Annotated in this window: 22 protein-coding genes and 1 tRNA gene; 17 read left to right on the forward strand and 6 right to left on the reverse strand. The window is 36.0% G+C overall.

All coding sequences use genetic code 11. The features are described from left to right. Positions 1-16 precede the first annotated feature (16 nt). The 7 genes from murC to FZ940_RS01075 all read left to right on the forward strand — a co-directional run bounded on the left by murC (position 17) and on the right by FZ940_RS01075 (position 8,044). Positions 17-1,324: a UDP-N-acetylmuramate--L-alanine ligase gene (gene murC, locus FZ940_RS01045; protein ID WP_148821569.1), complete on the forward strand. Its 1,308-nt coding sequence runs from the start codon at positions 17-19 to the stop codon at positions 1,322-1,324. Next, positions 1,324-1,641 (forward strand): hypothetical protein, encoded by a 318-nt coding sequence (locus FZ940_RS01050; RefSeq protein WP_103636576.1) that lies wholly within the window; start codon positions 1,324-1,326, stop codon positions 1,639-1,641. Before murC ends, FZ940_RS01050 begins: the two co-directional genes overlap by 1 nt. After that, complete coding sequence (locus FZ940_RS01055) at positions 1,635-1,979, forward strand: hypothetical protein (RefSeq protein WP_148821184.1); 345 nt, start codon at positions 1,635-1,637, stop codon at positions 1,977-1,979. The genes FZ940_RS01050 and FZ940_RS01055 overlap by 7 nt, the downstream gene beginning before the upstream one ends. Further along, entirely contained in the window at positions 1,976-4,180 is a 2,205-nt protein-coding gene (locus FZ940_RS01060; RefSeq protein ID WP_148821185.1) for an endonuclease MutS2, read from the forward strand. Before FZ940_RS01055 ends, FZ940_RS01060 begins: the two co-directional genes overlap by 4 nt. A 75-nt stretch (positions 4,181-4,255) precedes the next feature. Continuing rightward, positions 4,256-6,169: an EAL domain-containing protein gene (locus FZ940_RS01065; protein WP_148821186.1), complete on the forward strand. Its 1,914-nt coding sequence runs from the start codon at positions 4,256-4,258 to the stop codon at positions 6,167-6,169. Positions 6,170-6,177: 8 nt separating this feature from the next. Further along, the gene (gene dapE / locus FZ940_RS01070; RefSeq protein ID WP_148821187.1) at positions 6,178-7,266 is read left to right on the forward strand and encodes a succinyl-diaminopimelate desuccinylase; all 1,089 of its coding nucleotides are present in this window, start codon (positions 6,178-6,180) and stop codon (positions 7,264-7,266) included. A gap of 478 nt (positions 7,267-7,744) precedes the next feature. Next, positions 7,745-8,044 (forward strand): ribosomal maturation YjgA family protein, encoded by a 300-nt coding sequence (locus FZ940_RS01075; protein ID WP_262367574.1) that lies wholly within the window; start codon positions 7,745-7,747, stop codon positions 8,042-8,044. A 76-nt stretch (positions 8,045-8,120) separates the two neighbouring features. Here FZ940_RS01075 and polA read toward each other — a convergent pair whose 3' ends face one another. After that, positions 8,121-10,757, reverse strand: a complete 2,637-nt coding sequence (polA, locus tag FZ940_RS01080) for a DNA polymerase I (RefSeq protein WP_148821189.1) — start codon at positions 10,755-10,757, stop codon at positions 8,121-8,123. A 119-nt stretch (positions 10,758-10,876) separates the two neighbouring features. On the opposite strand from polA, the gene FZ940_RS01085 reads away from it, so the two are divergent. The 7 genes from FZ940_RS01085 to FZ940_RS01115 all read left to right on the forward strand — a co-directional run bounded on the left by FZ940_RS01085 (position 10,877) and on the right by FZ940_RS01115 (position 16,797). Further along, positions 10,877-11,920 (forward strand): glycosyltransferase family 4 protein, encoded by a 1,044-nt coding sequence (locus tag FZ940_RS01085; RefSeq protein WP_148821190.1) that lies wholly within the window; start codon positions 10,877-10,879, stop codon positions 11,918-11,920. Next, positions 11,917-12,861, forward strand: a complete 945-nt coding sequence (waaF, locus tag FZ940_RS01090; protein ID WP_148821191.1) for a lipopolysaccharide heptosyltransferase II — start codon at positions 11,917-11,919, stop codon at positions 12,859-12,861. Before FZ940_RS01085 ends, waaF begins: the two co-directional genes overlap by 4 nt. Before the next feature lie 134 nt (positions 12,862-12,995). Further along, on the forward strand, positions 12,996-13,424 hold the full coding sequence (exbB, locus tag FZ940_RS01095; RefSeq protein WP_021090579.1) for a TonB-system energizer ExbB: 429 nt from the start codon (positions 12,996-12,998) through the stop codon (positions 13,422-13,424). Further along, positions 13,411-13,794, forward strand: a complete 384-nt coding sequence (gene exbD, locus FZ940_RS01100) for a TonB system transport protein ExbD (protein ID WP_072593836.1) — start codon at positions 13,411-13,413, stop codon at positions 13,792-13,794. Before exbB ends, exbD begins: the two co-directional genes overlap by 14 nt. Next, complete coding sequence (locus tag FZ940_RS01105; RefSeq protein WP_148821192.1) at positions 13,769-14,545, forward strand: energy transducer TonB; 777 nt, start codon at positions 13,769-13,771, stop codon at positions 14,543-14,545. The genes exbD and FZ940_RS01105 overlap by 26 nt, the downstream gene beginning before the upstream one ends. Before the next feature lie 162 nt (positions 14,546-14,707). Further along, positions 14,708-14,783 (forward strand) — tRNA-Phe (locus FZ940_RS01110). A gap of 346 nt (positions 14,784-15,129) precedes the next feature. Next, complete coding sequence (locus FZ940_RS01115) at positions 15,130-16,797, forward strand: anaerobic C4-dicarboxylate transporter (RefSeq protein ID WP_148821193.1); 1,668 nt, start codon at positions 15,130-15,132, stop codon at positions 16,795-16,797. A 51-nt stretch (positions 16,798-16,848) separates the two neighbouring features. Here the strand turns inward: FZ940_RS01115 and flhB are convergent, their stop codons facing one another. Beyond that, a complete protein-coding gene (gene flhB, locus FZ940_RS01120) occupies positions 16,849-17,922 on the reverse strand; it encodes a flagellar biosynthesis protein FlhB (RefSeq protein WP_148821194.1) in 1,074 nt (357 codons plus the stop codon). A 132-nt stretch (positions 17,923-18,054) separates the two neighbouring features. On the opposite strand from flhB, the gene FZ940_RS01125 reads away from it, so the two are divergent. From FZ940_RS01125 to rpmA, 3 genes are all read left to right on the forward strand, one after another. Next, the gene (locus FZ940_RS01125) at positions 18,055-19,017 is read left to right on the forward strand and encodes a hypothetical protein (protein ID WP_148821195.1); all 963 of its coding nucleotides are present in this window, start codon (positions 18,055-18,057) and stop codon (positions 19,015-19,017) included. A gap of 107 nt (positions 19,018-19,124) precedes the next feature. After that, complete coding sequence (rplU, locus tag FZ940_RS01130) at positions 19,125-19,439, forward strand: 50S ribosomal protein L21 (protein ID WP_021090648.1); 315 nt, start codon at positions 19,125-19,127, stop codon at positions 19,437-19,439. Positions 19,440-19,450: 11 nt separating this feature from the next. Then, on the forward strand, positions 19,451-19,708 hold the full coding sequence (rpmA, locus tag FZ940_RS01135; RefSeq protein WP_002942569.1) for a 50S ribosomal protein L27: 258 nt from the start codon (positions 19,451-19,453) through the stop codon (positions 19,706-19,708). A gap of 45 nt (positions 19,709-19,753) precedes the next feature. On the opposite strand, the gene FZ940_RS01140 is transcribed toward rpmA, so the two are convergent. The 4 genes from FZ940_RS01140 to FZ940_RS01155 are packed head-to-tail and all read right to left on the reverse strand — an operon-like array spanning position 19,754 to position 24,318. Beyond that, positions 19,754-20,860, reverse strand: a complete 1,107-nt coding sequence (locus FZ940_RS01140; protein ID WP_148821196.1) for a glycosyltransferase — start codon at positions 20,858-20,860, stop codon at positions 19,754-19,756. Then, positions 20,857-22,131: an O-antigen ligase family protein gene (locus tag FZ940_RS01145; protein WP_148821197.1), complete on the reverse strand. Its 1,275-nt coding sequence runs from the start codon at positions 22,129-22,131 to the stop codon at positions 20,857-20,859. Before FZ940_RS01145 ends, FZ940_RS01140 begins: the two co-directional genes overlap by 4 nt. Further along, a complete protein-coding gene (locus FZ940_RS01150) occupies positions 22,115-23,239 on the reverse strand; it encodes a glycosyltransferase (protein WP_148821198.1) in 1,125 nt (374 codons plus the stop codon). Before FZ940_RS01150 ends, FZ940_RS01145 begins: the two co-directional genes overlap by 17 nt. Beyond that, entirely contained in the window at positions 23,236-24,318 is a 1,083-nt protein-coding gene (locus FZ940_RS01155; RefSeq protein WP_148821199.1) for a glycosyltransferase family 4 protein, read from the reverse strand. The genes FZ940_RS01150 and FZ940_RS01155 overlap by 4 nt, the downstream gene beginning before the upstream one ends. Positions 24,319-24,350: the final 32 nt, after the last annotated feature.

Genomic DNA, 24,350 nt, shown 5'->3' on the forward strand with positions numbered 1-24,350 from the left:
AGAGCTAAACAATGAGATCAAAAAAGTCCATTTCATAGGCATCGGCGGCATCGGCATCTCAGCCATCGCTAGATTTTTACACGAAAAAGGCCACAAGATAAGCGGTAGCGACATCAAAGAGAGTAAGACGACTCTTGAGCTAAAAGATGAAGGCATCGAGGTTATCACTCCGCACTGTAAAGAGGCGATAAAAGACCAAGACTTTGTGGTCTATTCAGCTGCGATAAAAGAGGATAACATCGAGCTAGTGGAGGCCAGAAGAAAGGGCATAAAGTGCTTTTCGAGAAAAGAAATTTTGCCTTATGTGCTTGAGGATAAGTGTGTTTTTGCAGTAGCTGGCGCGCACGGCAAGAGTACGACCTCGGCGATGCTAGCAAGCCTGATAGAAGGCTCAGTCATCATCGGCGCCATCTCAAAGCAGTTTGGCTCAAATATGCGCTATGCAAAGAGCGATAACGTCGTATTTGAGGCTGATGAGAGCGATTCTAGCTTTCTAAACTCAAACCCATATCTAGCTATCGTGACAAACGCAGAGCCAGAGCATATGGAGCACTACGACTACGATCTAGCTAAATTTTACGCAGCCTACAAGGGCTTTTTGGAGCGCGCAAAGGTTAGAGTGATAAACGCTGAGGACGAGTTTTTAAGCACGCTTAAGCTTGATGCGATCAGACTCTTTCCAAGCACTGATATCACCGAGCTTACGATGGTTGTAAGAGACTATCAGCCATACACCAGCTTTAACCTTAAAAATTTAGGCAAATTTGAGGCCTTTGGCATGGGCGAGCACATCGCCATAGACGCCTCTTTAGCCATCCTTGCTGCGATGCACGAGACTCCGCTAAAAGACATTAGGGAAAATTTACTAAATTTTAAAGGCATTAAAAAGAGATTTGACATCTTGTGTGCAAACAAAAATTTCGTCCTAATAGACGACTACGCGCACCATCCAACCGAGATAAAAGCGACGCTAAAATCAGTCTTTGAATACGCCAAAATTTTAGGTATAAACAGCGTCACAGCGATATTTCAGCCACACCGCTACACAAGGCTTAGCACAAATTTACCTGGCTTTAAAGAATGCTTTAAGGGCGTTGATGAGCTTGTCATCTTGCCAGTTTATGCAGCCGGAGAAAATCCGATCGAAGTTGATATGAAGAGCGAATTTAGCGAGTATAACCCGATCTTTACAGACAAGGTCGAGAGGGTTGAAGAGGGGATAGAATTTACAGATGAATTTGGCGTGAAAAACCGCCTAAGTGACGGCATAGTAGTTGGCTTTGGAGCGGGCGATATCAGCGTGCAACTAAGAGGCGGATATTAATGGATCTAAGTAGTTTCAAGCCTCAAGATGAAAATGAAATTTTAAAAGAGATAAAAGAAAAAGAGCTAAGCGAGGATGAAATTTCCAGCCTTATAAATTTAGGTAAAAAAGATATCTTGATCGCGCTTGCAAGGTCGCAAAAACTAAATAGCGCCCAGATAAAAGATATGCTGCCAAATGCCCCCTATCTAGCCGTTTGCTTGCTGGTTGAAAAGCAAGATATCAGCGAAGTGAGGGCTGAAATTTTAGAAAAGATCAAGCCTCATGCTGAGCTTTACAAAGAGCTCATCGCAAAGTATAAAGGCGTAAAATGGTAAGAAATTTGATAATAATCGCCGGCGTGATACTGCTTTTTGGAGCGATCTGGGCGATAAAAGATGAAAAGATCAGCAAAAGCATAAAAGCGGTCGTTAGCGCGGTGCTTGTAGCGATCCTTGTTTGCGTCTATTTTTACGAGGAGAATTTATCCAAAAACGAGGACGCCATCTCAAAGCTAGTGACTGACTTTAAGCAGGGTAAAACACTAAAATGTGGCGAATACAACGTGAGCGCTGAGAAATTTAACTACGAATTTGGCACGGCGTCATTTTTGTCAAAGCGAGAATTTAGCGATCTTTCAGGCGTCATCGTGCCTATAAAAAGTTGCGAGCAATGACTGAAGAGATATTTTTAAAGCTCGATCTGGGCGAGTATCTGGAGAAATTTTACTCCTTTTTAGCAAGACAAAAACCGCTATTTTTACAAGGTGACAGCAAAATCCACTTTGAAAACATTAGCGAGCTTTCAAAGTATGACTTCAAAGCGCCTGATGAGATAAAAAATTTAGATGACGCACTTATGAGACTTAGCAAACAAGCGGTGCTTCACATCAGTGAAATTTACGAGTCTGCAAAGATCATTAAGTATTTTTCATATTTAAAAAAGCAAAAATTTGAAGGCAGGCTTGGCGAGTGGATCGCAAAGGTTGAAATCCCTGAAGCGATGAGCCAGCTGGCAAACAGCTTTGATGAAAACGGCGAGTTTAGCGACAGTGTGGATGAGAGATTTCACGCGATAAAGCAGGCGTTTAGCGAGAAAAAGCGTCAGATCGACGCCGAGCTTAAAAAGCTCATCTACTCAAAGCACATTACGCCCTATCTAGTCGATACCCAGACGCACTACATCAACTCGCAAGAGGCACTTTTGGTGCGTGGCGGCTTTAATCACGCCCTAAAAGGCACCGTCATCGCTAGAAGCTCAGGCGGCTACTTCTATGTCGCACCTGCAAGCACCGAGCGCCTAAAAAAGGAGCAAAGCGAGCTGCTTGATAGAAAAGAGGAGATCATTTTTGAGCACTGCAAGAAATTTAGCCTGCAGATGAGCAAGAGCCTACTTTTTTTGAAATTTATAAATAACGCTTTTGATCAGTTTGACGCATATCAGGCTCGTGTAAATTTGGCTAGATCGCGTGACTATGAGTTTGTTTTGCCAAACAGCTCGCATGTCATAAAGCTTGAGAAATTTGCTCACCCAGCGCTTAAAAATCCAAAGAGCGTGAGTGTGGATTTTAGCAAAAAGGTGCTTCTCATTACCGGCGTAAATGCTGGCGGTAAGTCGATGCTTTTAAAATCAATCATTTCAGCTACGCTTCTTGCAAAGTATCTTTTGCCAATGCGTATAGACGCAAACCACTCAAGCATCGGCTCTTTTAAAGAATTTGACGCGATCATAGAAGATCCGCAAAGTGTGAAAAACGACATCTCGACCTTTGCTGGCAGGATGGTGCATTTTGCAAAGCTTTTTACTAAAAAATCAATCATCATCGGTATCGACGAGATCGAGCTTGGCACCGATTTTGAAGAGGCTGCGAGCTTGTATGGCGTCATGATAGAGCGTCTCATCACTCAAGATATCAAAATGATCATCACGACCCACCACAAGCGCCTTGCGATGTTGCTAGCTAAAAACCCAGAGGTTGAGCTAGTGGCGGCGCTTTACGACGAGGTGGCTCAAAGGCCTAAATTTGAGTTTTTAAAGGGCACGATCGGCAAGTCTTATGCCTTTGAAACGGCGGCAAGATACGGCATATCTCAAAATTTAGTGGCGCAGGCAAAGAAAATTTACGGCGAAGATAAAGAGAATTTAAACGAGATCATCACAAAGACGCTAAATTTACAAACCAAGCTTGATGAGGGGATAAAAGAGATCACGGCAAAAGAGGAGCGACTGGAGCGCTTGCTTGAGGAGCAAAAAGAGCTAAAAGAGAAAAATGAGATCAAGCTAAATGCGACTATTTCGCGCCTTGAAAAAGAGTATTTTGAAGCAATAAATGCGGCAAAAGCTGTTATAAATTTCAAAGAGATAAAAGACAAGCAAAGGGCGCTAAACGTGGCAAATGAGAAAAAAGCCGCCATCGTTAAGCCTAAAAAAACTGAGCGCGAGAGCCTAAAAGTAGGCGATAGAGTGAAGTATGAAAATATCAAAGGCACGGTTTTAAGCATCTCTAAAAACGATGCGATGATCGAGTCAAATGGTATAAATTTACGCGTGCCACTAGAGCTTTTAAGAAAAAATGGCAACGAAGTAGTCTTGCCTAAAAAAGGCGGCGTAAGTTTAAGCGTAGATAAGCCAAAAACAGCCTCGCTCTCGCTTGATCTGCACGGCATGAGAGCTGACGAGGCGATAGCAAAGCTTGATAAATTTATCTCAGATAGTCTTGTTATGGGATTTGACGAGGTTAGCGTATTTCACGGCATCGGTACTGGCAAGCTTGCCTTTGCAGTTAAAAATTTCTTAAAAGAGCATCCAAGTGTGAAAGAATTTTTTGACGCACCGGCAAATCAAGGCGGATATGGAGCTAAAATAGTCAGGCTTTAACTTCTTCCTAAAAGTTAAAATTTATTTTAAGGTTGATATAATCAGAGCAAGTACACAAAATAAGGGAAGTAACTTTTGAGTAACAAGGACGAGCAAACGGGTAAAAATCTAAACATCACTAAAACGATTATAGGTTTAGTGTTTGTTTTGGGAAGTATTTTTTTAGTCGAAAACCTGGCAGTTTTTTATTTTAAATTTAATAATGCTTCTGCTGAAAATGGTTTTAATCTTCGAAAGAAAGTTGATTATTTGACATATCAATATGTTGATTATTTCAAAAATATCAGCAAATATGATGTCGCAAATTTCCAATCTTACATTAACGATAGTGCTATGGGTGATGTTCTTTTATTAAAGGATGATCATAAAAATGGATACAAGGTCGTAGCATCTTCAGATAAAAGAATAATAAATCAAGAGTTTAACGACAAAAGCTGTGGAAATATCTTTGCTCATAATTTCCAAAAAGATTATTTTTGGGCAAAAATTTTACCAGAAAATGCTGCTCAAGTTTGTATGTTTGTACCGGTTGGAGAATATATATTAGGCTTTAAAGGAAAGGTCGATCAACGTATTACCGGTACGCATGATGAGTACTTTTTTGAGTGGCTTTTAAACAATATGGCTTTAACATTTATCTTAAGCTTCATTGGTGCAATAGTTGCTTTGTCTACTTGTATATGGTACGCAGTCAAGTATATAAAAGAAAAAAATAACTATAACGCATTAAAAACAGATACTAAAAAACAGATAGAAGAGCTTGGAGAAAAGCTTTATATCGATCCGATGACTGGACTTTTAAATAAAACAGCATTGGTGCGTGATATTAATAGCTATAAAAATCCTAAAGTAGTGCTTATAGATATTGACGATTTTGGCAAGATGAATGACTTTTACGGTAAATTTGCATGTGACCAGATTTTGGTAAAGATGGCTGATTTGATCAGTGAATTTGCCAAAGATGAGAATATGAAGGCTTACTGTATAGAAGCAGATAGGTTTGCTCTGGTAGAAGATAGCGATAGCTTTATCGATAGATATGAAGATATGGTTGAAGATTTGATAGAAATTTTTAAAGGCCGTATGCTAAGTATAGTCGATGAAGATGGTAGAGAGATAGAAGGTATCGAGATACATAGTACAATAGGCTTTGCTCTTGATAGTGACCAAACACTAAGAAAAGCAACAATAGCGTTAAAAACAGCAAAAGAGCAAGATAAAGACTATGTTTGTTATTTCAAAGGGTTAAATCAAAAAGAGGAATACGCAACTCAAATAGAACGCTCTAAACTGATACAATACGCCACTATAAATAACAATATTGTTCCTTATTTTCAGCCGATAGTTAATGACCAAAAGGTACCTGTAAAATACGAATGCTTGATAAGACTTTTGGATAGAGGCGATGTTATATCACCAAATGTCTTTTTGGATATCTCAAAGCGCATTAAGCGTTATGCTGATCTTGAGAAACAACTCATTGTAAAGTGTTTTAAGCAGCTTGTAGAGGATAAGAATTTAGTACTTTCTATAAATTTAAGCAGTAGAGATATGATCGATGGTGATGTTAGCTCACTTGTTTTAAATCTATTAAACAAGCACAATGTTGCCGGCAGAGTAGTGTTTGAGATCGTTGAAGATGAAGAGCTTAAAAATTTAGAGAGAGTTTCAAATTTTATCGAGCGTGTAAAAAGCATGGGTGCAAAGATCGCTATCGATGATTTTGGCTCAGGATATTCAAATTTTTCTTACATTATAAAGATCAAGCCTGACTATGTGAAGATCGATGGCTCTATTATAAAAGATATAGACATAAATAAAGATTCACACTCTATCGCAAGTGCGATCGTGGCATTTGCAAAAGACCTTGGTATAAAAACTATTGCTGAATATGTGCATTCAAAAGAGATATTTGAAATCTGTAAAGAGATCGGCGTAGATGAGTTCCAGGGCTTTTATTTTGGTGCACCAGAGCGTGCCGGCTCATAAGGCACTTAGTGGTAATTAGCTTTTTAAAAGAGCTTTTAAGCTTTCGCTCTATCACACCTAATGATGCTGGGAGCTTAGAGTTTATTGCTAAATTTTTGCCTGATTTTGAGGCGAAATTTATAGAAAAAAATGGCACAAAAAATCTCATACTTTCTAAAATTTATGGAGATGGCGAGCATCTAGCTTTTGCAGGGCATGTTGATGTCGTGCCTCCAGGAGATGGCTGGCAGAGTGAACCATTTACCCCGCTAGAAAAAGATGGCTACATCTACGCAAGAGGCGCACAGGATATGAAAAGTGGCGTGGCTGCCTTTGTTTGCGCTGCTAAAGATGCAAAATTTGATGGCAAACTAAGCCTCATCTTAACAAGCGACGAAGAGGGCGATGGCATATATGGCACGCCTTTAGCACTTGAATATTTACGCGAAATAAATGATTTGCCAAAATTTTGCGTAGTGGCTGAGCCAACTTGCGATAAAGAATTTGGTGATAGCATAAAAGTTGGTAGACGTGGCTCGATAAATGGCAAGATCGTGATAAATGGCATTCAAGGGCACGTAGCATATCCTGAAAAGTGTGTAAATCCGGTAAATTTGATAGCTCCACTTTTAAGTAAAATAGCTGATCACGATATGGACGGCGGAAGCGAGTTTTTTAGTCCAAGCAAGATTGTGATAACTGATATTAGAGGCGGCATGCAAGTTTGCAACGTCACGCCGAGCAAGCTTAGCATAATGTTTAACATCAGAAACTCAAATTTAACTGACGTAAATGATGTTGAGAGCTATCTTAGAGAGGTCTTAAAAGGGCTTAATTACGAGCTTAGTATAAAGCAAAGCTCAAAGAGATTTTTAACAAACAAAGATAGCAAAATCATAAAAAATTTAATGGCCTCTGTCGCAAAAATTACCGGTATCACACCAGTTTTAAATACAAAAGGCGGCACGAGCGATGCAAGGCACTTTGCTGAATTTGGTGTAGATGCGATAGAATTTGGCGTCATAAACGACCGCATACACGCCAAAAACGAACGAGTTAGCGCCCACGAAGTAAATAAACTTTATGAAATTTTTAAAGATTTGATAGAAAAATTTTAATCCATAAATTTCATTATTTTTAAACCAAAAAGTTATTAATTATCTAAAAAATATTTTTAAAAGCTATTTTGATTAATATTTCTTGTCAAAGAATTTTAAAAATAAGAAATTTTTTATTTGGCAATATTGCTATTATCTGTTACAATTCATGAAATAGCCGGGTTTTGGCAATTTTAAGTAAAACCTAATGGAATGCTCTTTTAAACGAGCACAAGATGGAAGTTATAAATACATTTGTAGGCGAAAAATATATCCAGCACAATCCTGGCTTTAAAGATGGTATGGATATCATTTCTAATTTGTAAAAAAGTAAAATTTCAAATAAATAAAAAAAATGCAAGTAAAACGAAAAATATACAAATCTTTTCAATACGAGAAAATGAGACATAGCTTGCGAGCTAGATTATCCTTTTTGCTCGTAGCAGTCGTGATTTTGGCAATCGAAATTTATATCGCAGCTTTTGTTAAAGGTGGCTTCATGCGTCATTATTTGGGTGATGTGCTAGTTACGGTGATGCTTTACGCATTTGGACGAGCCGTGTTTAAAACTACACCAAAAATTTTAGCGTTTGAAATATTTATCTTCTCGCTATTTATAGAAATTTTACAATACTTTAAAGTACTTGAAATTTTAGATATTCATAATTTAATAATACGTATAGTCTTTGGCGGAACATTTGACGTTAGCGACATCGCATGTTACGCGTTGGGCTGCTTGCTGGCTTATTTGACTGATACCATTTGCTTTTTACAAAAGTATAAAAATTCAAAGATGTAGCGATAAATCACAGCTTTATTTTTTAAGTATAAAGCAGGAGCTAATCATCTTAAAAGCTCCAGCAAAATTTATCTATCTATTTTAGCTCACCCCAGTTTTTAGCGATATTTAGCGATGTTTTAAGCGGCACATTTAGCGTGTAAATTTCCTCCATTGTCTTTTGCGTCGCCTTGCCAAATTCCTGCGCAAATTCGTCTTTTACTTCAAAAATCAGCTCGTCGTGGATCTGAAGCAACATTTTTGCATTTTCATCTAAATTTGCTCTAACTTTTACCATCGCCATCTTGACTAGATCTGCCGCAGAGCCTTGAAAGACCGTATTTACCGCCTCACGCTCAAACATGGCTATTTGCATAGGTGTGGCACTTTTAAAGTCAAAATAGCGTCTTCTGCCAAGAAGTGTTTGCACAAAGCCGTCATTTTTAGCTGAAATTTTTATGCTCTCTAAAAAGTCTTTGATCGTCTCAAAAGCCTTAAAATAGCGCTCTATATACTCTTTTGCCTCGGCTCTTGTGATATTTACTTGATTTGCCAGCTTGCTTGAGCCCATACCATAAATGAGGCCAAAATTTATACTCTTTGCCACGGCTCTATTTTGCCCGTCGCTGCTACCAAATATGCTAATAGCCGTCCTTGCGTGGATATCCTCATCATTTTTAAACGCCTCAAGCAGCGCAGGATCACGGCTAAAGTGAGCTAACAGTCTAAGCTCGATCTGGCTGTAGTCAAGCCCCACAAAACTATATCCCTCCCGCGCCTCAAAGCACTCTCTGACGTCCTTTGCGAGGCTGCCACGAGCCGGGATGTTTTGTAAATTTGGATTTTTGCTTGAAAGTCTGCCAGTACTCGTGCCAGTTTGTAAAAAGCTCGTGTAAATTCGCGAGCCCTCGTCCTTTTTCGCAAGCGCTAAGAGTGGCTCGCAGTAGGTGCTTTGTAGTTTATATAGCTCCCTGTAGGCTAAAATTTTCTCAATCACTGGATGAGCGTCCGTAAGCTCAGCTAGCACGCTCTCATCGGTGCTGTATCCTGTTTTTGTCTTCTTTTTGGTTGGAAGTTTTAGATGCTCAAAAAGTATGACGCCAAGCTGTTTTACTGAGTTTATGTTGAAATTTTCGCCGCTTAGCTCGTAAATTTCACTTGTTAGTGCTTTTAGTTTTGTGTCATTTTCAAGGATAAGCTTTTGCATTTTGGCTTCATTTATCTTGATGCCGTTTTGTTCCATGTCAAAGAGCGTGAGGATAAAAGGAAACTCGTGTGTATCTGCAAGGACAAGTAAATTTTTATCAAGCGTGTTTAAAAAAGTTTTATAAAATTTAAGCGTTATCCAAGCGTCCTCACTCGCGTATTTGGCTGCATTTTCTAGAGGCACATCGCCAAAAGTTTGCCCCTTTTTGACAACGTCTTCAAACTTTATCGTGTCGTAGTCATAAAGTCTCTTTGCCAGTGCGTCCATGCCGACACTTGAGTTTGGATCGCTAAGCCAAGCAAGGATCATTGTGTCTTTAAAATTTGCTGGAGGATTTAGACCTAGGTTATTTTTAACTATCTCAAAGTCATACTTTAAATTTTGCCCGATCACGCAGCCTTTGTAAATTTGTCCTACCGCCCAAGTGGCAAATTTTAGGCTAATTTGCTGTGGCACACCAAGGTAGTTGTGAGCCACTGGCACGTAGTAGGCGTCCTCGTCGTTAAAGCAAAAGCTAAATCCAACGATCTTTGCGCTCCTGCTATCAACGCCCGTGGTCTCAGTGTCAAAGGCGACAATGGTCTCTGGCGTGATGTCTGATAAGAGCTTTTCAATGCTAGCTTCATCAAGGAGTAAATTTGCTCTAAAGCCAAGTTTAAATTCAGCATTTTCCTCTTTTTGCAAGCTCTTAAGAAGTCTGTTTAGATCGTACTCTTTTAAAATTTCTGAGATATTTATCAAAGGATTTTGCTCTGGAAATTTCGAGTGTTCAAGATCAAATGAACTAACTGCATCGTCAAATAGCGTGGCTAGCTTTTTGCTCAAAAATGCTTCGTCTTTTGCAGCGGCAAGCATATTTTTAGTGCGCTCATTTCTAAGAAGGGCTAAATTTTCATAAATTCCCTCTAAGCTCCCATACTCAGCCAAAAGCTTCTTGGCTCCAACTGCGCCGATACCTTTGACGCCTGGGATGTTGTCCGAGCTGTCTCCTGCGATCGCTAAGAAATCCCTTACTTGAGCCGGATAAACTCCATACTTTTCAAAGCAGCTTGCACTATCATGATCGATCTTGCTTTGCGGGCTGTAGATGCTCACTTTGCCGTCTTCTATGAGTTGGTAAAGGTCTTTATCGTGGGTGACTATTCGCACAAATATATCTTTGTCTTTGCAAAATTTAACCGCACTTGCGATGATGTCATCGGCCTCGTAGCCCTCGCGACTAAGGCTGTAAAGTCCCATTTTTTCTATCATATCTATGCAAACTGGAAGCTGTTCTTTTAGCTGAGCCGGTGGCTCGTTTCTATTTGCTTTATAATCACCTAAAATTTCGTGACGTAAGGTCTTGCCTTTGCTATCAAGTGCGAAGATAAGATAGTCGCTTTGGTATTCATCCTTGAGGCTTGCTATAAAATTTGCAAAGCCACTTATCATACCGCTTGGCTTACCCTCGCGGTTTTTAAGTCCGCTCATGGCGTAGTAGAGCCTAAAAAAGAAACCAAAAGTGTCAATAATTGTAAGTGTTTTCATTTTTATCCTTTGTGTAATTTTATGAAATTTAGGCAAAAAATAGGCTGATTTATAAAAATTTTTGATATTATGGCGGACATTACAAATAAAAAATCACAAAAATAAAAAGCTTTGAGGTCATGAAAAAAATAGTTTTTTTACGTATCAATCCAAATGCAGTAGGTGGTGCCGAACGCTATTTAAGAAGGCTTACCAAAGCCCTAAAAGACGTAGGTATAGACACATCTATACGCTCATATCTAGGAGAGGCTAGGATCTCGTCATGGAAAAAGGCTTTGAGATTTAACGCACAAGTAAAACGCCAGAAACAAAGCAATGAAGTATATTTTAGCTTGGAGCGAGTAAGCTGTGCAGATATTTACAGAGCAGGGGATGGCGTGCATAAAATTTATTGTGCTACAAAGCCATTTTGGTGGGTTAATCCTCTAAATTTTGTCTATCCATATCTAGAGAAGCGATGTTTTAAAAATTCTAAAAAGATAATCGCAAATTCAAACTACATAAAAGAGCAAATAATTTTAGCTTACGGTGTCGATGAGTCGAAGATTGTCACCATTTACAACGGTATAAATTTGCCACAAAAAGTAGAAAAAGGTGAAGCAAAACTTAGCGTATGCGAAGAATTTGGACTTGATTATAATTTACCAATTGTGCTATTTGTAGGAAACGGCTTTAAAAGAAAAGGAGCAAGGGATTTTTTGCTTCTTATGTCTAAGCTAAAAACACCAGTAAATGCGCTAATAGTAGGCAAAGATAAAAATTTAAATTCATATAAGAAGCTAGCAAAAAAGCTAAAAATAAAGGCATTTTTTACAGGTGAGCAAAAAATGACTGCAAAATTTTATGAAGCAAGTGATATTTTTATATTTCCAACGCACTACGAACCATTTTCAAATGTCGTCCTAGAGGCACTTAGCTTTAAAAATATTGTCTTTACGACGGCTCAAAATGGGGCAGCTGAAATTTTAGAAAATCGTTTTATCATGCGTGAACCAAGTGATGAAAGTATACTGGAGCTAGTGGAGCAGGTGCTTAATGATAATGACATGATGAGAGAGCTGCAAGAGAAGGCATTTGCGCTTTCACAAAAATTTAGTATAGAAGAAAATGCAAGCAAAACTCTTGAAATCATAAACGAAGTGCTAAATTTGGAGCAAAAGTGAGAGTTTTTATAGAGCTTCCAACTTGGCTCGGAGATGCTGTGATGGCGAGCGCAGCGATAGAAAATTTAAGTAAAAGTGCTAAAAATATTGTATTTTTTGGCTCTTATGTGGCCTGTGAGCTTTACAAATCACATCCAAAGTGCGAAAAAGTAGTAATTGATGATAGTAAAAAACAAAGCTCAAGATATCTAAGCCTTATAAAAACAGCTAGTAAGCTTGGAAAATTTGATATCGCTATTAGTTTTAGAAGCTCATTTGCTAGTAAATTTTTGCTATTTTTTCTAAAAGCAACGCAAAAATTTTGCTTTAAAAAGAGCAGCGAGAGCTTGCATCAGGTGCAGAAATATCTAAATTTCATAAAGCAAAGCCTAAATTTAAAAGAAATTTCAAACGAACTAAAAATTTATTATGAAGCCAAAAAAAGTGAGCAAAAACTCCTCGTGCTAAATCCAGGTGCTAGCTACGGAAGTGCCAAGAGATGGTATCCGCACTATTTTGCAGAGGTTGCACTGCATTTTAAAGATGAATTTTATGTAAAGATCACTGGCTCAAAAGCTGAGCTTGAGATCTGCAATGAAATCGAGCAAATACTCTTACAAAATGGTATGAAATGTGAAAATTTGGCCGGGAAAACAAGCATAAAAGAGCTTTGTGAGGTCATAGGTTCTATAAAAAATGGCATCTTTTTGACAAACGATAGTGGTCCTATGCATATCGCAGCTGCCTATAAAGTGCCACTTGTGGCTCTTTTTGGACCGACTAAATTTAAAGAGACTAGCCCATGGAAAGATGAGAGTGCAAAGATAGTGCATTTAAATTTAGAGTGTATGCCATGTATGAAGCGAGTATGTCCTATAAAAACACATGCCTGTATGAAGGAGCTTACGCCAAAAATGGTTATCACTGAAATAGAGTTGCTAAGAAAAAAATTAAATTTTTGAAATTCTAAAAATATTAAATATATACATACAAAATTAAAAATTTTAGTTTTTATTTGACTACATTTTTACTAAATATTTGACATTGGTTATCAATATAGCTATAATCACGCAAAAATTTTTACTAAGAAGGTATTATGGAGCTAATTAAACATCACATTGATCATGTAATTATTGCGATTTTAGGCATTATGAGTTTTTTTGTACTTTGGTATACGATTGAGCGTATTATTTTTTATTCACGCGTTGATATAAAAGGCTACAAAAGTATCGAAGCGCTTGAAGAAGCACTAACCAAAAATTTAACCACGCTTTACATTATCTACTCAAATGCACCATATGTAGGACTTCTTGGTACAGTTGCTGGAATTATGATCACATTTTATGATATGGGTATGGCAGGCGGAATCGATACTAAAAGCATAATGGTCGGCCTCTCTCTTGCGCTAAAAGCAACTGCTTTTGGACTACTTGTGGCGATACCAACTTTGATGATTTACAATGGTTTTGTCAGAAAAGTAGATGTAATGCTAAATAGATACAAGGCTGAAAATGCGTCTAAATAAAAAAGATGGGTTAAATATTGTCCCATTTATTGATATTATGCTTGTTTTGCTTGCTATCGTGCTTAGTATCTCGACTTTTATTGCTCAAGGTAAGATAGCTATTGATCTTCCAAGCGCAAACAGTGCCGAGCAAAGTAAAGAGGACGATAAAAAGGTAAGCGTAGTAATTGATAAGGATAATAAATTTTTTATAGATGATGTAGAAATTTCTGAGAATGAACTCAAAGATAAGCTAAATGCGGTTGATATAAAGACATTGATCGAACTAAAAAGCGATAAAAATTCGAAATTTGATAGCTTTGTCAAAGTAATTGATATATTAAAAGAGAAGGGCCACGAAAATTTTGCAATCCAAACAATCTCTGAATAAAATTTCAAATTACAGCGGCTTAGCTGTTTCGCTTATAGTGCATGGAGCAGCAGTATATTTTTTGCTTTCACATGATTTTGATGAGATAAAAATAGGTGAGCAAAAACCGATAAAAATAGCTCTTAATTCATTTACTCCAGTGCCACAAGTCTCAGCACCTCAAATAGCGGAGCAAATGCTTATCCCAGAGCCAACTCCACCAGCTCCACCGCCACCACCAGAGCCACCAAAACCTGAGCCAAAGCCAGAACCAAAACCTGAACCTAAAAAGGTGGAGAAACCAAAGCGTGAAATAAAAAAGGTAGAGCCTAAAAAAGAGAAAAAAATAGAGCCTAAGCCTGAACCGGTAATTGCTCAGCCAGTGCAGCCTATTGTACCGCCAGCTAGTGTAAATACAAATTTACCAGCCAATAACAAGTCTATCGCTGCAGCTCCAGTTCAAAATGTAACACCTGAGCTAAATTTATCAAATTCACAAGGTGATGAAGATTTTACGAAGGTTACAATCGCAGTTAAGAGGCATAACAGTTACCCAAATAATGCTAGACGTATGAAGCATCAAGGTATTGTAGAAGTTAGATTTTTACTCAAGCAAGACGGTAGTATAGATGAACTTAAAGTTAGTAAAAGCTCTGGTTTTGAGTCGCTTGATAATGCTGCTTTAGAAAATATTCAAAGAGCAAGTTCTGAGTTTCCAAAGCCTAAACAAGATCGTTATCTGCGCTTTACTATTTCATATACACTAAAATAAATTACAAGCTTATTTAAGCTTGTAATTTATTATCTGTTTTGTAGAATTTCTTTTATATTTCAAGTCAAAATAGAAAAACATAACTTATTTTATTTAAAAAAGTGTGTATTTTAAACTTGCTTTAAATATTAAACATGTATAATCTGAATTTCTTTAACAGGTGGTTGGATAGCTCAGTCGGTAGAGCAGCAGACTGAAAATCTGCGTGTCGGCAGTTCGATTCTGCCTCTAACCACCATTAACCTTTCCTTAAATATTAATCCCTTTCTCTTAGTTCTATTAAATTTAGTATTCACAAGGTTTTTATGCTATTTTTCTAGGTTATTTATAAAATTTAAATAAATTTTTATTATTAACAAATTTAAAATATAACAATGCTATTTTCATTTTATATATTCTAAGACAAATAAAATCTTCAAGATCAAATAAAAAATTTGTAAGAGATAATCTTATAAATTTTATCCTAAATAAGCCTTATTAATCAAAATGTTATATTTGTATCAAATCATCCTTAAAATATAAGTTTAATCTAAATCCATAAGAGATATAATCTTGATTAAATTTATATTAACTTAGGAGGTTTCATGGATTTTCTCATGAATTTAAGCGAAGGCATGCAGTTTGCTATCCAGCTTCTCATCGTCCTTATCTGTTTGTTCTACGGAGCTAAAAAAGGCGGTATCGCACTTGGTATGCTAGGCGGTATCGGTCTTATAGTCCTCGTTTTTGGATTTAATATCGAGCCTGGTAAGCCAGCAATTGATGTTATGCTAACTATCCTCGCTGTTGTTGTGGCAAGTGCTACGCTTCAGGCTAGTGGTGGTCTTGATGTTATGCTTCAAATAGCAGAAACTATACTTAGAAAAAATCCAAAATATGTAAGTATCTTGGCTCCATTTGTAACATGTACGCTTACTATTTTATGCGGTACTGGACACGTTGTTTATACCGTGCTTCCTATCGTTTATGATATCGCTATCAAAAATGGCATCCGCCCAGAGCGTCCTATGGCTGCAAGTTCTATCGCTTCACAAATGGGTATCATCGCTAGCCCAGTTTCTGTTGCTGTTGTAACCCTCACTAGCTTTCTTATCAATGCTAAAACTCACTTAGCTGGCTTTGATGGATACTTAGACCTTTTAAAGATCACTATCCCATCGACATTTTGTGGTGTTTTGGCGATAGGAATTTTTAGCTGGTTTAGAGGCAAAGATCTTGATAAAGACGAGGTCTTTCAAGCAAAGCTTCAAGATCCTGAGTTTAAAAAATATGTTTATGGTGATAGTGCGACACTTTTAGGCAAAAAGCTTCCTGGGTATCAATGGGCTGCGATGTGGATATTTTTAGGCTCTATCCTTGTAGTTGCACTTCTTGGATATTTTAAAGATCTTCGCCCAAGCTGGACTACTTACAAAGACGCAACAGTCGTTCAAGTAATAGCTAACCTTCCAACTGAGCAAAAAGTCTTAAAAACCTTAAAAATAAAAGATGCTAGCATCCAAACAGAGGCGGCTGAGTTAAAAGTAGCAAACGATAAGCTAAATGCCAATCAAAAAGCCCAATCAGTCAAAATCATCGGCAAAGATGCAAATCAAACTCTTACTCGCACAGCTGATGGTGCAGTAACATATATAAATGAAAAAGGCGCAAAAGAAGAATTTCAAGGTGCTTACATCAATATAAGCAACAAACAAGCATCTTCAAAAAGCCTAAGTATGGTTCATGTTATCCAAATTTTCATGCTTTTAACTGGCGCTATCATTTTAATCTTTACACCAACAGATGCTAGCAAGATCGGTAAAAACGAGATATTTAGATCAGGCATGATTGCTCTTGTTGCAGTATTTGGTATCTCTTGGATGGCTGAGACTATGTTTGCAGTGCATACTCCTATGATGAAAGAGGCGCTAGGAAGCATCGTAAAAGAGCACCCTTGGACTTATGCGGTTATGCTTTTGATTATCTCAAAATTTGTAAATTCTCAAGCTGCAGCCTTGGTTGCGTTTGTGCCATTAGCTTTAAATATCGATGTTAATCCTGCTATCATTCTAGCTTTTGCGCCAGCTTGCTACGGATACTACATCCTGCCAACATATCCAAGCGACCTTGCAGCTATTCAGTTTGATAGAAGCGGTACGACACATATTGGTAAATTTGTTATCAATCACAGCTTTATCATTCCGGGACTTATTGGCGTTATATTCTCTTGTATATTTGGCTATATTTTTGCAACTGCTTTTGGATATCTATAATAGATAAATTCTCTTGCTGCTAGTAATTTCTAGTGGCAAGAGTAGAATTTATCAAAGCCTATCTTTAAATTTTTGTTTATTGCTCATATAAACGAAGCTTAGCACTTCGGCTACGGCCCTAAAAAGATGTGCCGGTATCGTATCATCGACTTCACAAATTTTATAAAGCTCTCTTGCGAGTGGTGGGTTTTCATAAATTTGCACACCATTTTCAACGGCTATTTTTTTGATTTGCAGTGCTAAAAAATCAACACCTTTGGCAAGTATTATCGGCGCCTCGTCGCGACTTTTATCATATCTTATCGCCACGGCGTAGTGAGTAGGGTTTGTGATGACTACGTCAGCTTGTGGGATATTTTGCATCATTCGACGCTTGGCTGCACGCATTTGCGCTTGACGAATTCTGCCTTTTACCTGAGGATCTCCTTCCATTTGCTTATACTCATCTTTTATCTCTTGCTTGCTCATGCGAAGGTCCTTAAAATACTGAAAACGCACGATGAGAAGGTCGATAAGTCCGATCACGAAAAGTATAAAAAGCATGACACTAACAAGAATGATGAGCTTTTCTTTTAGCCAAGCAAGCTGATCAAACATAGAAAAAAAGAGAGTGTGTGGTAGCTCCTTTATAAACTGCAAGAAAAAATAAAATCCAACTCCAAAGACGATGCTAACTTTTAGCACGATTTTGATGCTATCTATCACTTTTTTCATCGAGAATAAATTTTTTAGCCCTTTTAGTGGGTTTATCTTGCCAAAGTTTGGCATTATAGGCTTTGTGGTAAAGATAAATCCAAACTGCATTACATTTGCGATGACACCAGCGATCGCCACACAGATACAAACTGGAAGTATCATAAGAAGCGACCTTGCAAAGGTATTTACGACGATCATTTTTACAGTTGGCAAGGTAAGTGGCTGACCGATAAATTTTGAGTAGTAGATATAAAGTGAGATGATCTGTTCTTTCATAAAATTTAGCATCGTAAGCAGTACACCAATAGCGATGACAAGGGTCACGAACCCGGCTAGATCCTGACTTTTGGGAACGTTACCATCCTTTTTGGCATCCTCTATCTTTTTGGGGGTCGCTTCTTCGGTTTTTTCCTGATCTTCGCCTGCCATCTTTATCCTAAGCTTGCTTAAATTTGGGGCGATTATAACCAAAACAAGGTTAAAATATCCGCTAAAGCCACCTTTCGCACGTGGAAAATTAGGTGTTTTTGGCTAAAATTAGCAAAAATAAGGAAACACAAAATGTCATTTTTAGAAGGCTTGCCTAATATTTTCAAAACCAAAAAACTACCAAAAAGCGATGAAGAGCTACTTTTAGACGAGTATGCGATGATTTACACTGAAATAAAAGAGAAAAATTTAAACGAATACGACTTTTTATGTGAGTTCATACGATTACTCTCTTTTTTAAGAGCTAGATGCTACGACATTTACCTTGAAAAGTGCCTAGCTGATGGCGATGCCGAGAGGCTAAATGATCTCATTTTTCAATACGCTAAGCTAAATTTACTCCCAGGATGCAGCGGTGGATATGACCAGTGCGAGAGGCTCATACCGGCATTTTTTGCTATCGCTTGCGGTGACACAGATGGTATGACACGGATCTTTCCAAAAGGCCTACCACCTAGCAAAAACGGCTATAAATTTCTATGTGTTACGCACGATTTGCTCACGGCGATGCTTTGGCAAGATGAAAATTTACTCACCCCTGCTCTTGAAAAAGCACGCGCTTTTGCAGAGTCCAAAAAGCCAGCAAACGAAAGAGAGGCAGTTAAATTTGTGCTTGCCTTGCATGAAAAAGATGTGGCCGCTATGAGTGAGCATTTGCAGAAATTTTGCTCTACATTTGGCAGGACAGATGCGCCTAAATTTGAAAAAAGGCTTTATATTTTCGCACACGGACTTCACGCTTTGGCGCACTACTTTTTGCCACTTGAGCTCTTTAAAGAGATCAAGCTACCAAAGAACGAAAATTTCAGTAAATTTTACGCTAAAAGGCTCTTTCAAAATGAAATTCCCAAGCCAAAACTTTATTTTACTTTTCCACCTGAGTTTGAACTGATAAATGTGATCTTAAGTGCGCCAGTAGCTAAAACTCTGATATATCAGCCATATTTGCCAAATGACAAAACATTTTTTCTGGATCACGATGCGATGATTAAAAATTTAGCCGACGAGATCATAAAATCAGGGGCATTAAAGTAGAATTTATAAACTTTTGGCTAACATTCACACCTTACAACCAATAAAGCTCCATAAATCTTTTGCAAAAAAGTGCTTTTTGGTCTTACCAAATTTTAGAAAGGTAGAGTATGTCAAAATACGCTATATTTAAGCATGGCGGCAAGCAATATCGTGTTAGCGAGGGTGAGTACCTTAAGCTAGATCACTTTAGTGCTGAAGCTAAATCAACCGTTGAGATTACAGAAGTTTTAGCTGTAAATGACGGCGAAGTAAAGGTAGGTGCGCCATTTGTTAAGGGTGCAAAAGTTGTTCTTGAGGTCGTTAATGAAGGCAAAGACAAAAAAGTAGTTATCTACAAAAAACGCAGACGTAAAGACTCAAAACTAAAACGCGGCTTTAGAAGACAATTCACACGTGTAAAAGTCGTAAGTATCGCAGCTTAAGGAGATAAGATATGGCACACAAAAAAGGTCAGGGTTCAACCCAAAATAACCGTGATAGTATCGGACGCCGATTAGGTGTTAAGAAATTTGGTGGTGAGTTCGTTCGTGCTGGTAATATAATCATCCGCCAAAGAGGAACAGCAACTCACGCTGGAAATAACGTAGGTCTTGGCAAAGACCACACAATTTTTGCATTAGTCGATGGCTTTGTAAAATTTGAAAGACTTGATAAAAACAGAAAAAAAGTATCTGTTTATCCAGCTGCATAATCCTTGGGGCGAAAGCCCCTTTTTCTTTTAAATCCACTCAAAAATTTAATTTATCTTTTCTAATTCTTTGATTATTTTTCTAGCTCTATTTTTCCAAGTATTTTCACTTATACTTTCATAAGCATTTTTTGAAATTTTATTTAGCTCATCATTACTTAATGTCTTTATATAGTTAAATTTTTCTTCTAAACTTTTTTCATCTCCTGCTTCATACAAGAAACCATTTTTGCCATCTTTTACTATTTCAGCAACTGGCGGAAAATTTGGAGCTAAGACAACGTTTGAGTTTGCCATATACTCAAAAAGCTTTAGTGGAGTACTATAAAGAGAATAAGCACTTTTTACACTAGGTATTATCAAAATTGTATTGTTTTCAATGAGGCTTTTTACAACCTCATTTTGAGGCAACACCCCTTCAAAGCATACTAGATCTTCGATCTTTCTTTCTTTAAGAGTATTTTTTAAATTTATAAAACTATTTCCACTATTCTTACCATACAGCTCGAGTTTTATCCTAGTTTTTAAAGCAAAATCCAGCATCAAATCAAGGCCTTTCCATAACAAGAATGAGCCATAATAGTTTATACTTGAAAAATCAAAATCTTTCTTCTTAAAATCATAATCTTGCTTGCAGCCATTATAAACAACTGCCGAATTTGTTATTTGTAAGTCAAAAAATTTTCTAAGTTCATTTAATGTGCTGATATTGTGCGAAAAGATAAAATCAGCATTTTTTAGTATCTCTTTTTCCATATTATAAAGTGCTTTGTTGCCTAAGGTAAAACACTCATGCACTTCAAATATAACCTTTTGATTGGATATTTTATTTTCTAGTAAAAATTTAGCTATCTTTAAATGCCTTGTGTAAAATATTGCATCTTTATTTGAGTCATTATTTATTATTTTTTTTAGAAAAAAGTTAAAAACTTTATTACTTTTTAAAAATAAAATTTTTTTTCTTACAAACAATATGTCATTAGCTTTTAACTTTAAAGCAAATTTCTCATTTACTTCATTTAAATTTAAAAGGGTCTGTGGTAAGACTAACTTAGCATCACAGATATTACTAATCTCAAAAAATGTATTTAGAATTGCTATCTCTCTTGCATTACCTTGCGGAATTTGTTCTGGATATATGTAAAATAGTTTCATAAATCACTCCTTGTCTTTGCATAAAACACTATAAAAAGACCAAGCATTACATAAAGATGAGTAAAGTATATGGTCTCAAATAGTCCCCTAAATATATAAGTGCAAAGTATGCTTCCAAATATTGCTATATAAAATTTGTTGTTTGACAAATACCTTTTAAAGGAAACAAAAAGCATATAAAAAACAAGCGCAACAAAAAAAGCAGTACCTACTACACCGTAATGATAATACTGACCGATAAATACTGGCTCGTCATGATGTGGGTACTTGGTTCCGTCAGCGCCTATACCAGTTGGGCCAAGGTCGTCATTGTTAATATTTTTATCATTTAAAAATTTAGTATATTGCTTACCACCAAAACCTATGCCTATATAAGCTCTATCAGAGCTAAAAAGAAGCGGTAATCTTTTTGTTAAAATATCTACTCTACCAGAAGTATAAAATCCTTGCGCAACTTTTAACTGCAAAAGCGTGGAGTTATAGTAGACGCAAGCAGAGGCAGCAAGTAAAATTAAGCAAATTATTATAAATTTTTTATTAAAAAGATCAATTTTTTCTTTCTTAGATGTTAAAATCAACATTGCTACTAAGCTCAAAACAAGTGCAAGCCATGAGCCTCTTGCTCCTGTAAGCAAAATAAAAATTAAGCCAATAATGATATTAAAAATAGTAATAAAAAATTTATAAAAATTATTTTTTATATAAAATAGTGATATCAAAGAAAAAATTAATAAATTATCAAAGAAACTTGAATAAAATCTATCGATAGGTTGAATCAATTGATTTTTTGCATTTCTTAAATTTAAAAGCGTTCCTTCTTCTATTCCTTTTACAAAAAAATGTAAATTGTCTAAACTTAAAGCTATAACCATGGTAAAAAACAACCATTTTGAATTTTTATAACTACCATCATGCCAAAGGAGAATAATAAAAATAAATACAAAAGCTCGTTTAAATTCACTAAATGCTGAAAGAAATGCATTCTGGGTAGTGTCATAAGGAAAAATTGATATTCCAAAAACATATAAATTTAGTAAAATAAAAAGCAGCAATATAGTTTTATTGTTTTTTATATTATTTTTTATATTTTCTAATGTATTTTTAGTATTAATAATAAAAAGAATCATAGTTGAAAATAGAGCCAAATATATACCTAAATTCTTCACAGCAGTAATATGTTCGTTATATTGACCTATCAAAAAAAGAGATAAGAAAAATAAAATAGCTCTTTTTAAAAATATTATTAATTTTGGCTTATTTTGAATTATCATTTAAAACTTCTTCATAAATTTTTTGTACATCATCAGTAATTTTATCCCAGGAAAAATTCTCTTCACACATTTTTCTAGCGTTTGTAATAATTTTTAATTTATCCGAATCTTTTAAATTTAAAATGTACTCCTTTATATTTTTAGCAAAATTGTCAAATTCAAAAAGTTTACAGTTTTCATTATCCACCATGTATTCTTTACTACCTTCACTAGCTCTTGCTATAACGAAACTCTCACAGCTCATGGCCTCTATGCCAACCATACAAAATGACTCTTTGTCATTTAAAGGGATGATTGTAAAGTCAAAGTCATTATATGCGGCGTGAACTTTATCTGGTGAGATATTGTCAAGAAATTCTATATTGTTTAGATTGTATTCTTTTATCTTTTTAACAAGACTTTTGTAGTATTCATAATTATCTTTTCTTTTAATTATTTCACCTATTATTTTAAAATTGTACTCAGATAAATTTTTAAATTCTCTTGCTAGTTCAATCATGTATTCAACATTTTTTTGGCTAACTATTCTTCCCACAAAACCAATAATATTTTTTTTATCTTTTTTAAAATTTATTTTTTTAAATTTATCTATATCTACACCATTTTTTATAACTTTATAAATTTTTGCATTTGGTAGACCTTCAAAATTCTTCATAAGAAAATCACTACAAGTTATAACGGCATCAAGCTTATCAAAATTTTTATTTTTAAAATCATAAAAATTATGCAGGTGAAGGATCACTTTTATATCTTTATTCCAAGTTTTTATCTTTTTTGCTAACTTCTCTACACCATTATGATAGTTTTGAAAATGCACAATATCAGGATTTATTTTTTTTATCTCATTGAAAACTCTATCATTATAAGAGTAGACGTCCCATCCTAATATTTTTTGAAAAATTCTTTTATAAATTTTTGAAAGGCGAATCCTATGATGATAAACACCATCCCTATATTCTTTTAAAGGTAAAAACTCATCATCTATGCAAATAGTGTGAGGTTCATAAAACCAGAGCCTCTTTGCTACTTCATTTGTCCAAGTCTGAACAGCAGCACCCTTGAGTGGGGGTATGGCATAAAAATTACTTACATAAGCTACTTTTTTCATAATTCAACCAGTTCCTGTGCAAATTTTGACCACTCGTACATGTCTTTTATGCTCTCTCTTGGTCTTAAATTTTCTATATTTTCTAGCGTTAAATTTATCTTTTCTATCATGTCGCTTTCATCAGAAATTTTAAATTTATACCCATTTACTCCATCTTTTATTATTTCTTTCATGCCACCATTTATGCTAACTACACAAGGTTTATTGGCAGACAAGGCTTCAATTACGGTTATGCCAAAAGCCTCATGACCAATGCTTGGCTGTAGATAGATGTCGCAGGCGTTATAATACTGATTTAACTCATCATGCCTGATAGCACCGATAAAAATAACCTTTTGGCTTACATTAAGTTTGGTTGCTAGCTCTCTTAGACTTTGTAAATTTTCACCATCGCCAACAAGCATAAATTTAGCGTTTTTAATCTTATCTATATTTTTCACCATCATGCCAAAGCCTTTCCAACCAACTACTCTACCAACGCTTCCTATCAAAATTTCATCACTCTTTACGCCAAATTTCTCTCTTATTTTTTCTTTTAGTGAAGCATCTGGATAAAACTTCTCTTTATCTACACCGTTATAAACTACTTTTATCTCTCTGTCATATCTTTTTCGTAAGATGTCTGCATTTGCGTTACTCACACTAATGATCTTATCAATAAATTTAATAAAAAACCGATCAAAAAAATAAAAATCCTCTCCACCACTTACAAATATGGTCTTTAAATTTTTATCATATTTTTTAAGTAAATATGCTACAAAGAAATCAAATGGTTTATGAATAACTAAAACATCAAATTTTTGAGACTTCAAAAATTTTCTAGCATTAAAATAAAAACTAACTCTCTCAACAAATTTCCTAAACCTATTGCCTAGTTTTAAAACCTTGTCTCTTGGGCAAAAGTCAAACATTTTTAGTTCAATATTACTTTCTTTTAAAAAGGCTGGCACAAATTTACCTCGCCCAGTACAAATAGTGACTTTATGGTCTTTCATAAGCTCTTTAGCCACAGAATAATAAAAAGTCTCAACACCACCTATTTTTAATGCAGTTGTTACATTGTAAAGCAGAATTTGCAAAATTTTATTCCTAGAGTTAGTTTTGGGCTAAT

Source organism: Campylobacter concisus, assembly GCF_902460415.1.
Taxonomy (GTDB): Bacteria; Campylobacterota; Campylobacteria; order Campylobacterales; family Campylobacteraceae; genus Campylobacter_A; species Campylobacter_A concisus_Y.

Excerpts from the sequence above, each read along its gene's own strand:
- FZ940_RS01050 (WP_103636576.1), top strand. The coding sequence starts at position 1,324 with ATGGATCTAAGTAGTTTCAAGCCTCAAGATGAAAATGAAATTTTAAAA.
- FZ940_RS01055 (WP_148821184.1), top strand. The coding sequence starts at position 1,635 with ATGGTAAGAAATTTGATAATAATCGCCGGCGTGATACTGCTTTTTGGA.
- FZ940_RS01060 (WP_148821185.1), top strand. The coding sequence starts at position 1,976 with ATGACTGAAGAGATATTTTTAAAGCTCGATCTGGGCGAGTATCTGGAG.
- FZ940_RS01075 (WP_262367574.1), top strand. The coding sequence starts at position 7,745 with ATGCGTCATTATTTGGGTGATGTGCTAGTTACGGTGATGCTTTACGCA.
- polA (WP_148821189.1), bottom strand. The coding sequence starts at position 10,757 with ATGAAAACACTTACAATTATTGACACTTTTGGTTTCTTTTTTAGGCTC.
- FZ940_RS01085 (WP_148821190.1), top strand. The coding sequence starts at position 10,877 with ATGAAAAAAATAGTTTTTTTACGTATCAATCCAAATGCAGTAGGTGGT.
- exbB (WP_021090579.1), top strand. The coding sequence starts at position 12,996 with ATGGAGCTAATTAAACATCACATTGATCATGTAATTATTGCGATTTTA.
- exbD (WP_072593836.1), top strand. The coding sequence starts at position 13,411 with ATGCGTCTAAATAAAAAAGATGGGTTAAATATTGTCCCATTTATTGAT.
- FZ940_RS01115 (WP_148821193.1), top strand. The coding sequence starts at position 15,130 with ATGGATTTTCTCATGAATTTAAGCGAAGGCATGCAGTTTGCTATCCAG.
- flhB (WP_148821194.1), bottom strand. The coding sequence starts at position 17,922 with ATGGCAGGCGAAGATCAGGAAAAAACCGAAGAAGCGACCCCCAAAAAG.
- FZ940_RS01125 (WP_148821195.1), top strand. The coding sequence starts at position 18,055 with ATGTCATTTTTAGAAGGCTTGCCTAATATTTTCAAAACCAAAAAACTA.
- rplU (WP_021090648.1), top strand. The coding sequence starts at position 19,125 with ATGTCAAAATACGCTATATTTAAGCATGGCGGCAAGCAATATCGTGTT.
- rpmA (WP_002942569.1), top strand. The coding sequence starts at position 19,451 with ATGGCACACAAAAAAGGTCAGGGTTCAACCCAAAATAACCGTGATAGT.
- FZ940_RS01140 (WP_148821196.1), bottom strand. The coding sequence starts at position 20,860 with ATGAAACTATTTTACATATATCCAGAACAAATTCCGCAAGGTAATGCA.
- FZ940_RS01145 (WP_148821197.1), bottom strand. The coding sequence starts at position 22,131 with ATGATAATTCAAAATAAGCCAAAATTAATAATATTTTTAAAAAGAGCT.
- FZ940_RS01150 (WP_148821198.1), bottom strand. The coding sequence starts at position 23,239 with ATGAAAAAAGTAGCTTATGTAAGTAATTTTTATGCCATACCCCCACTC.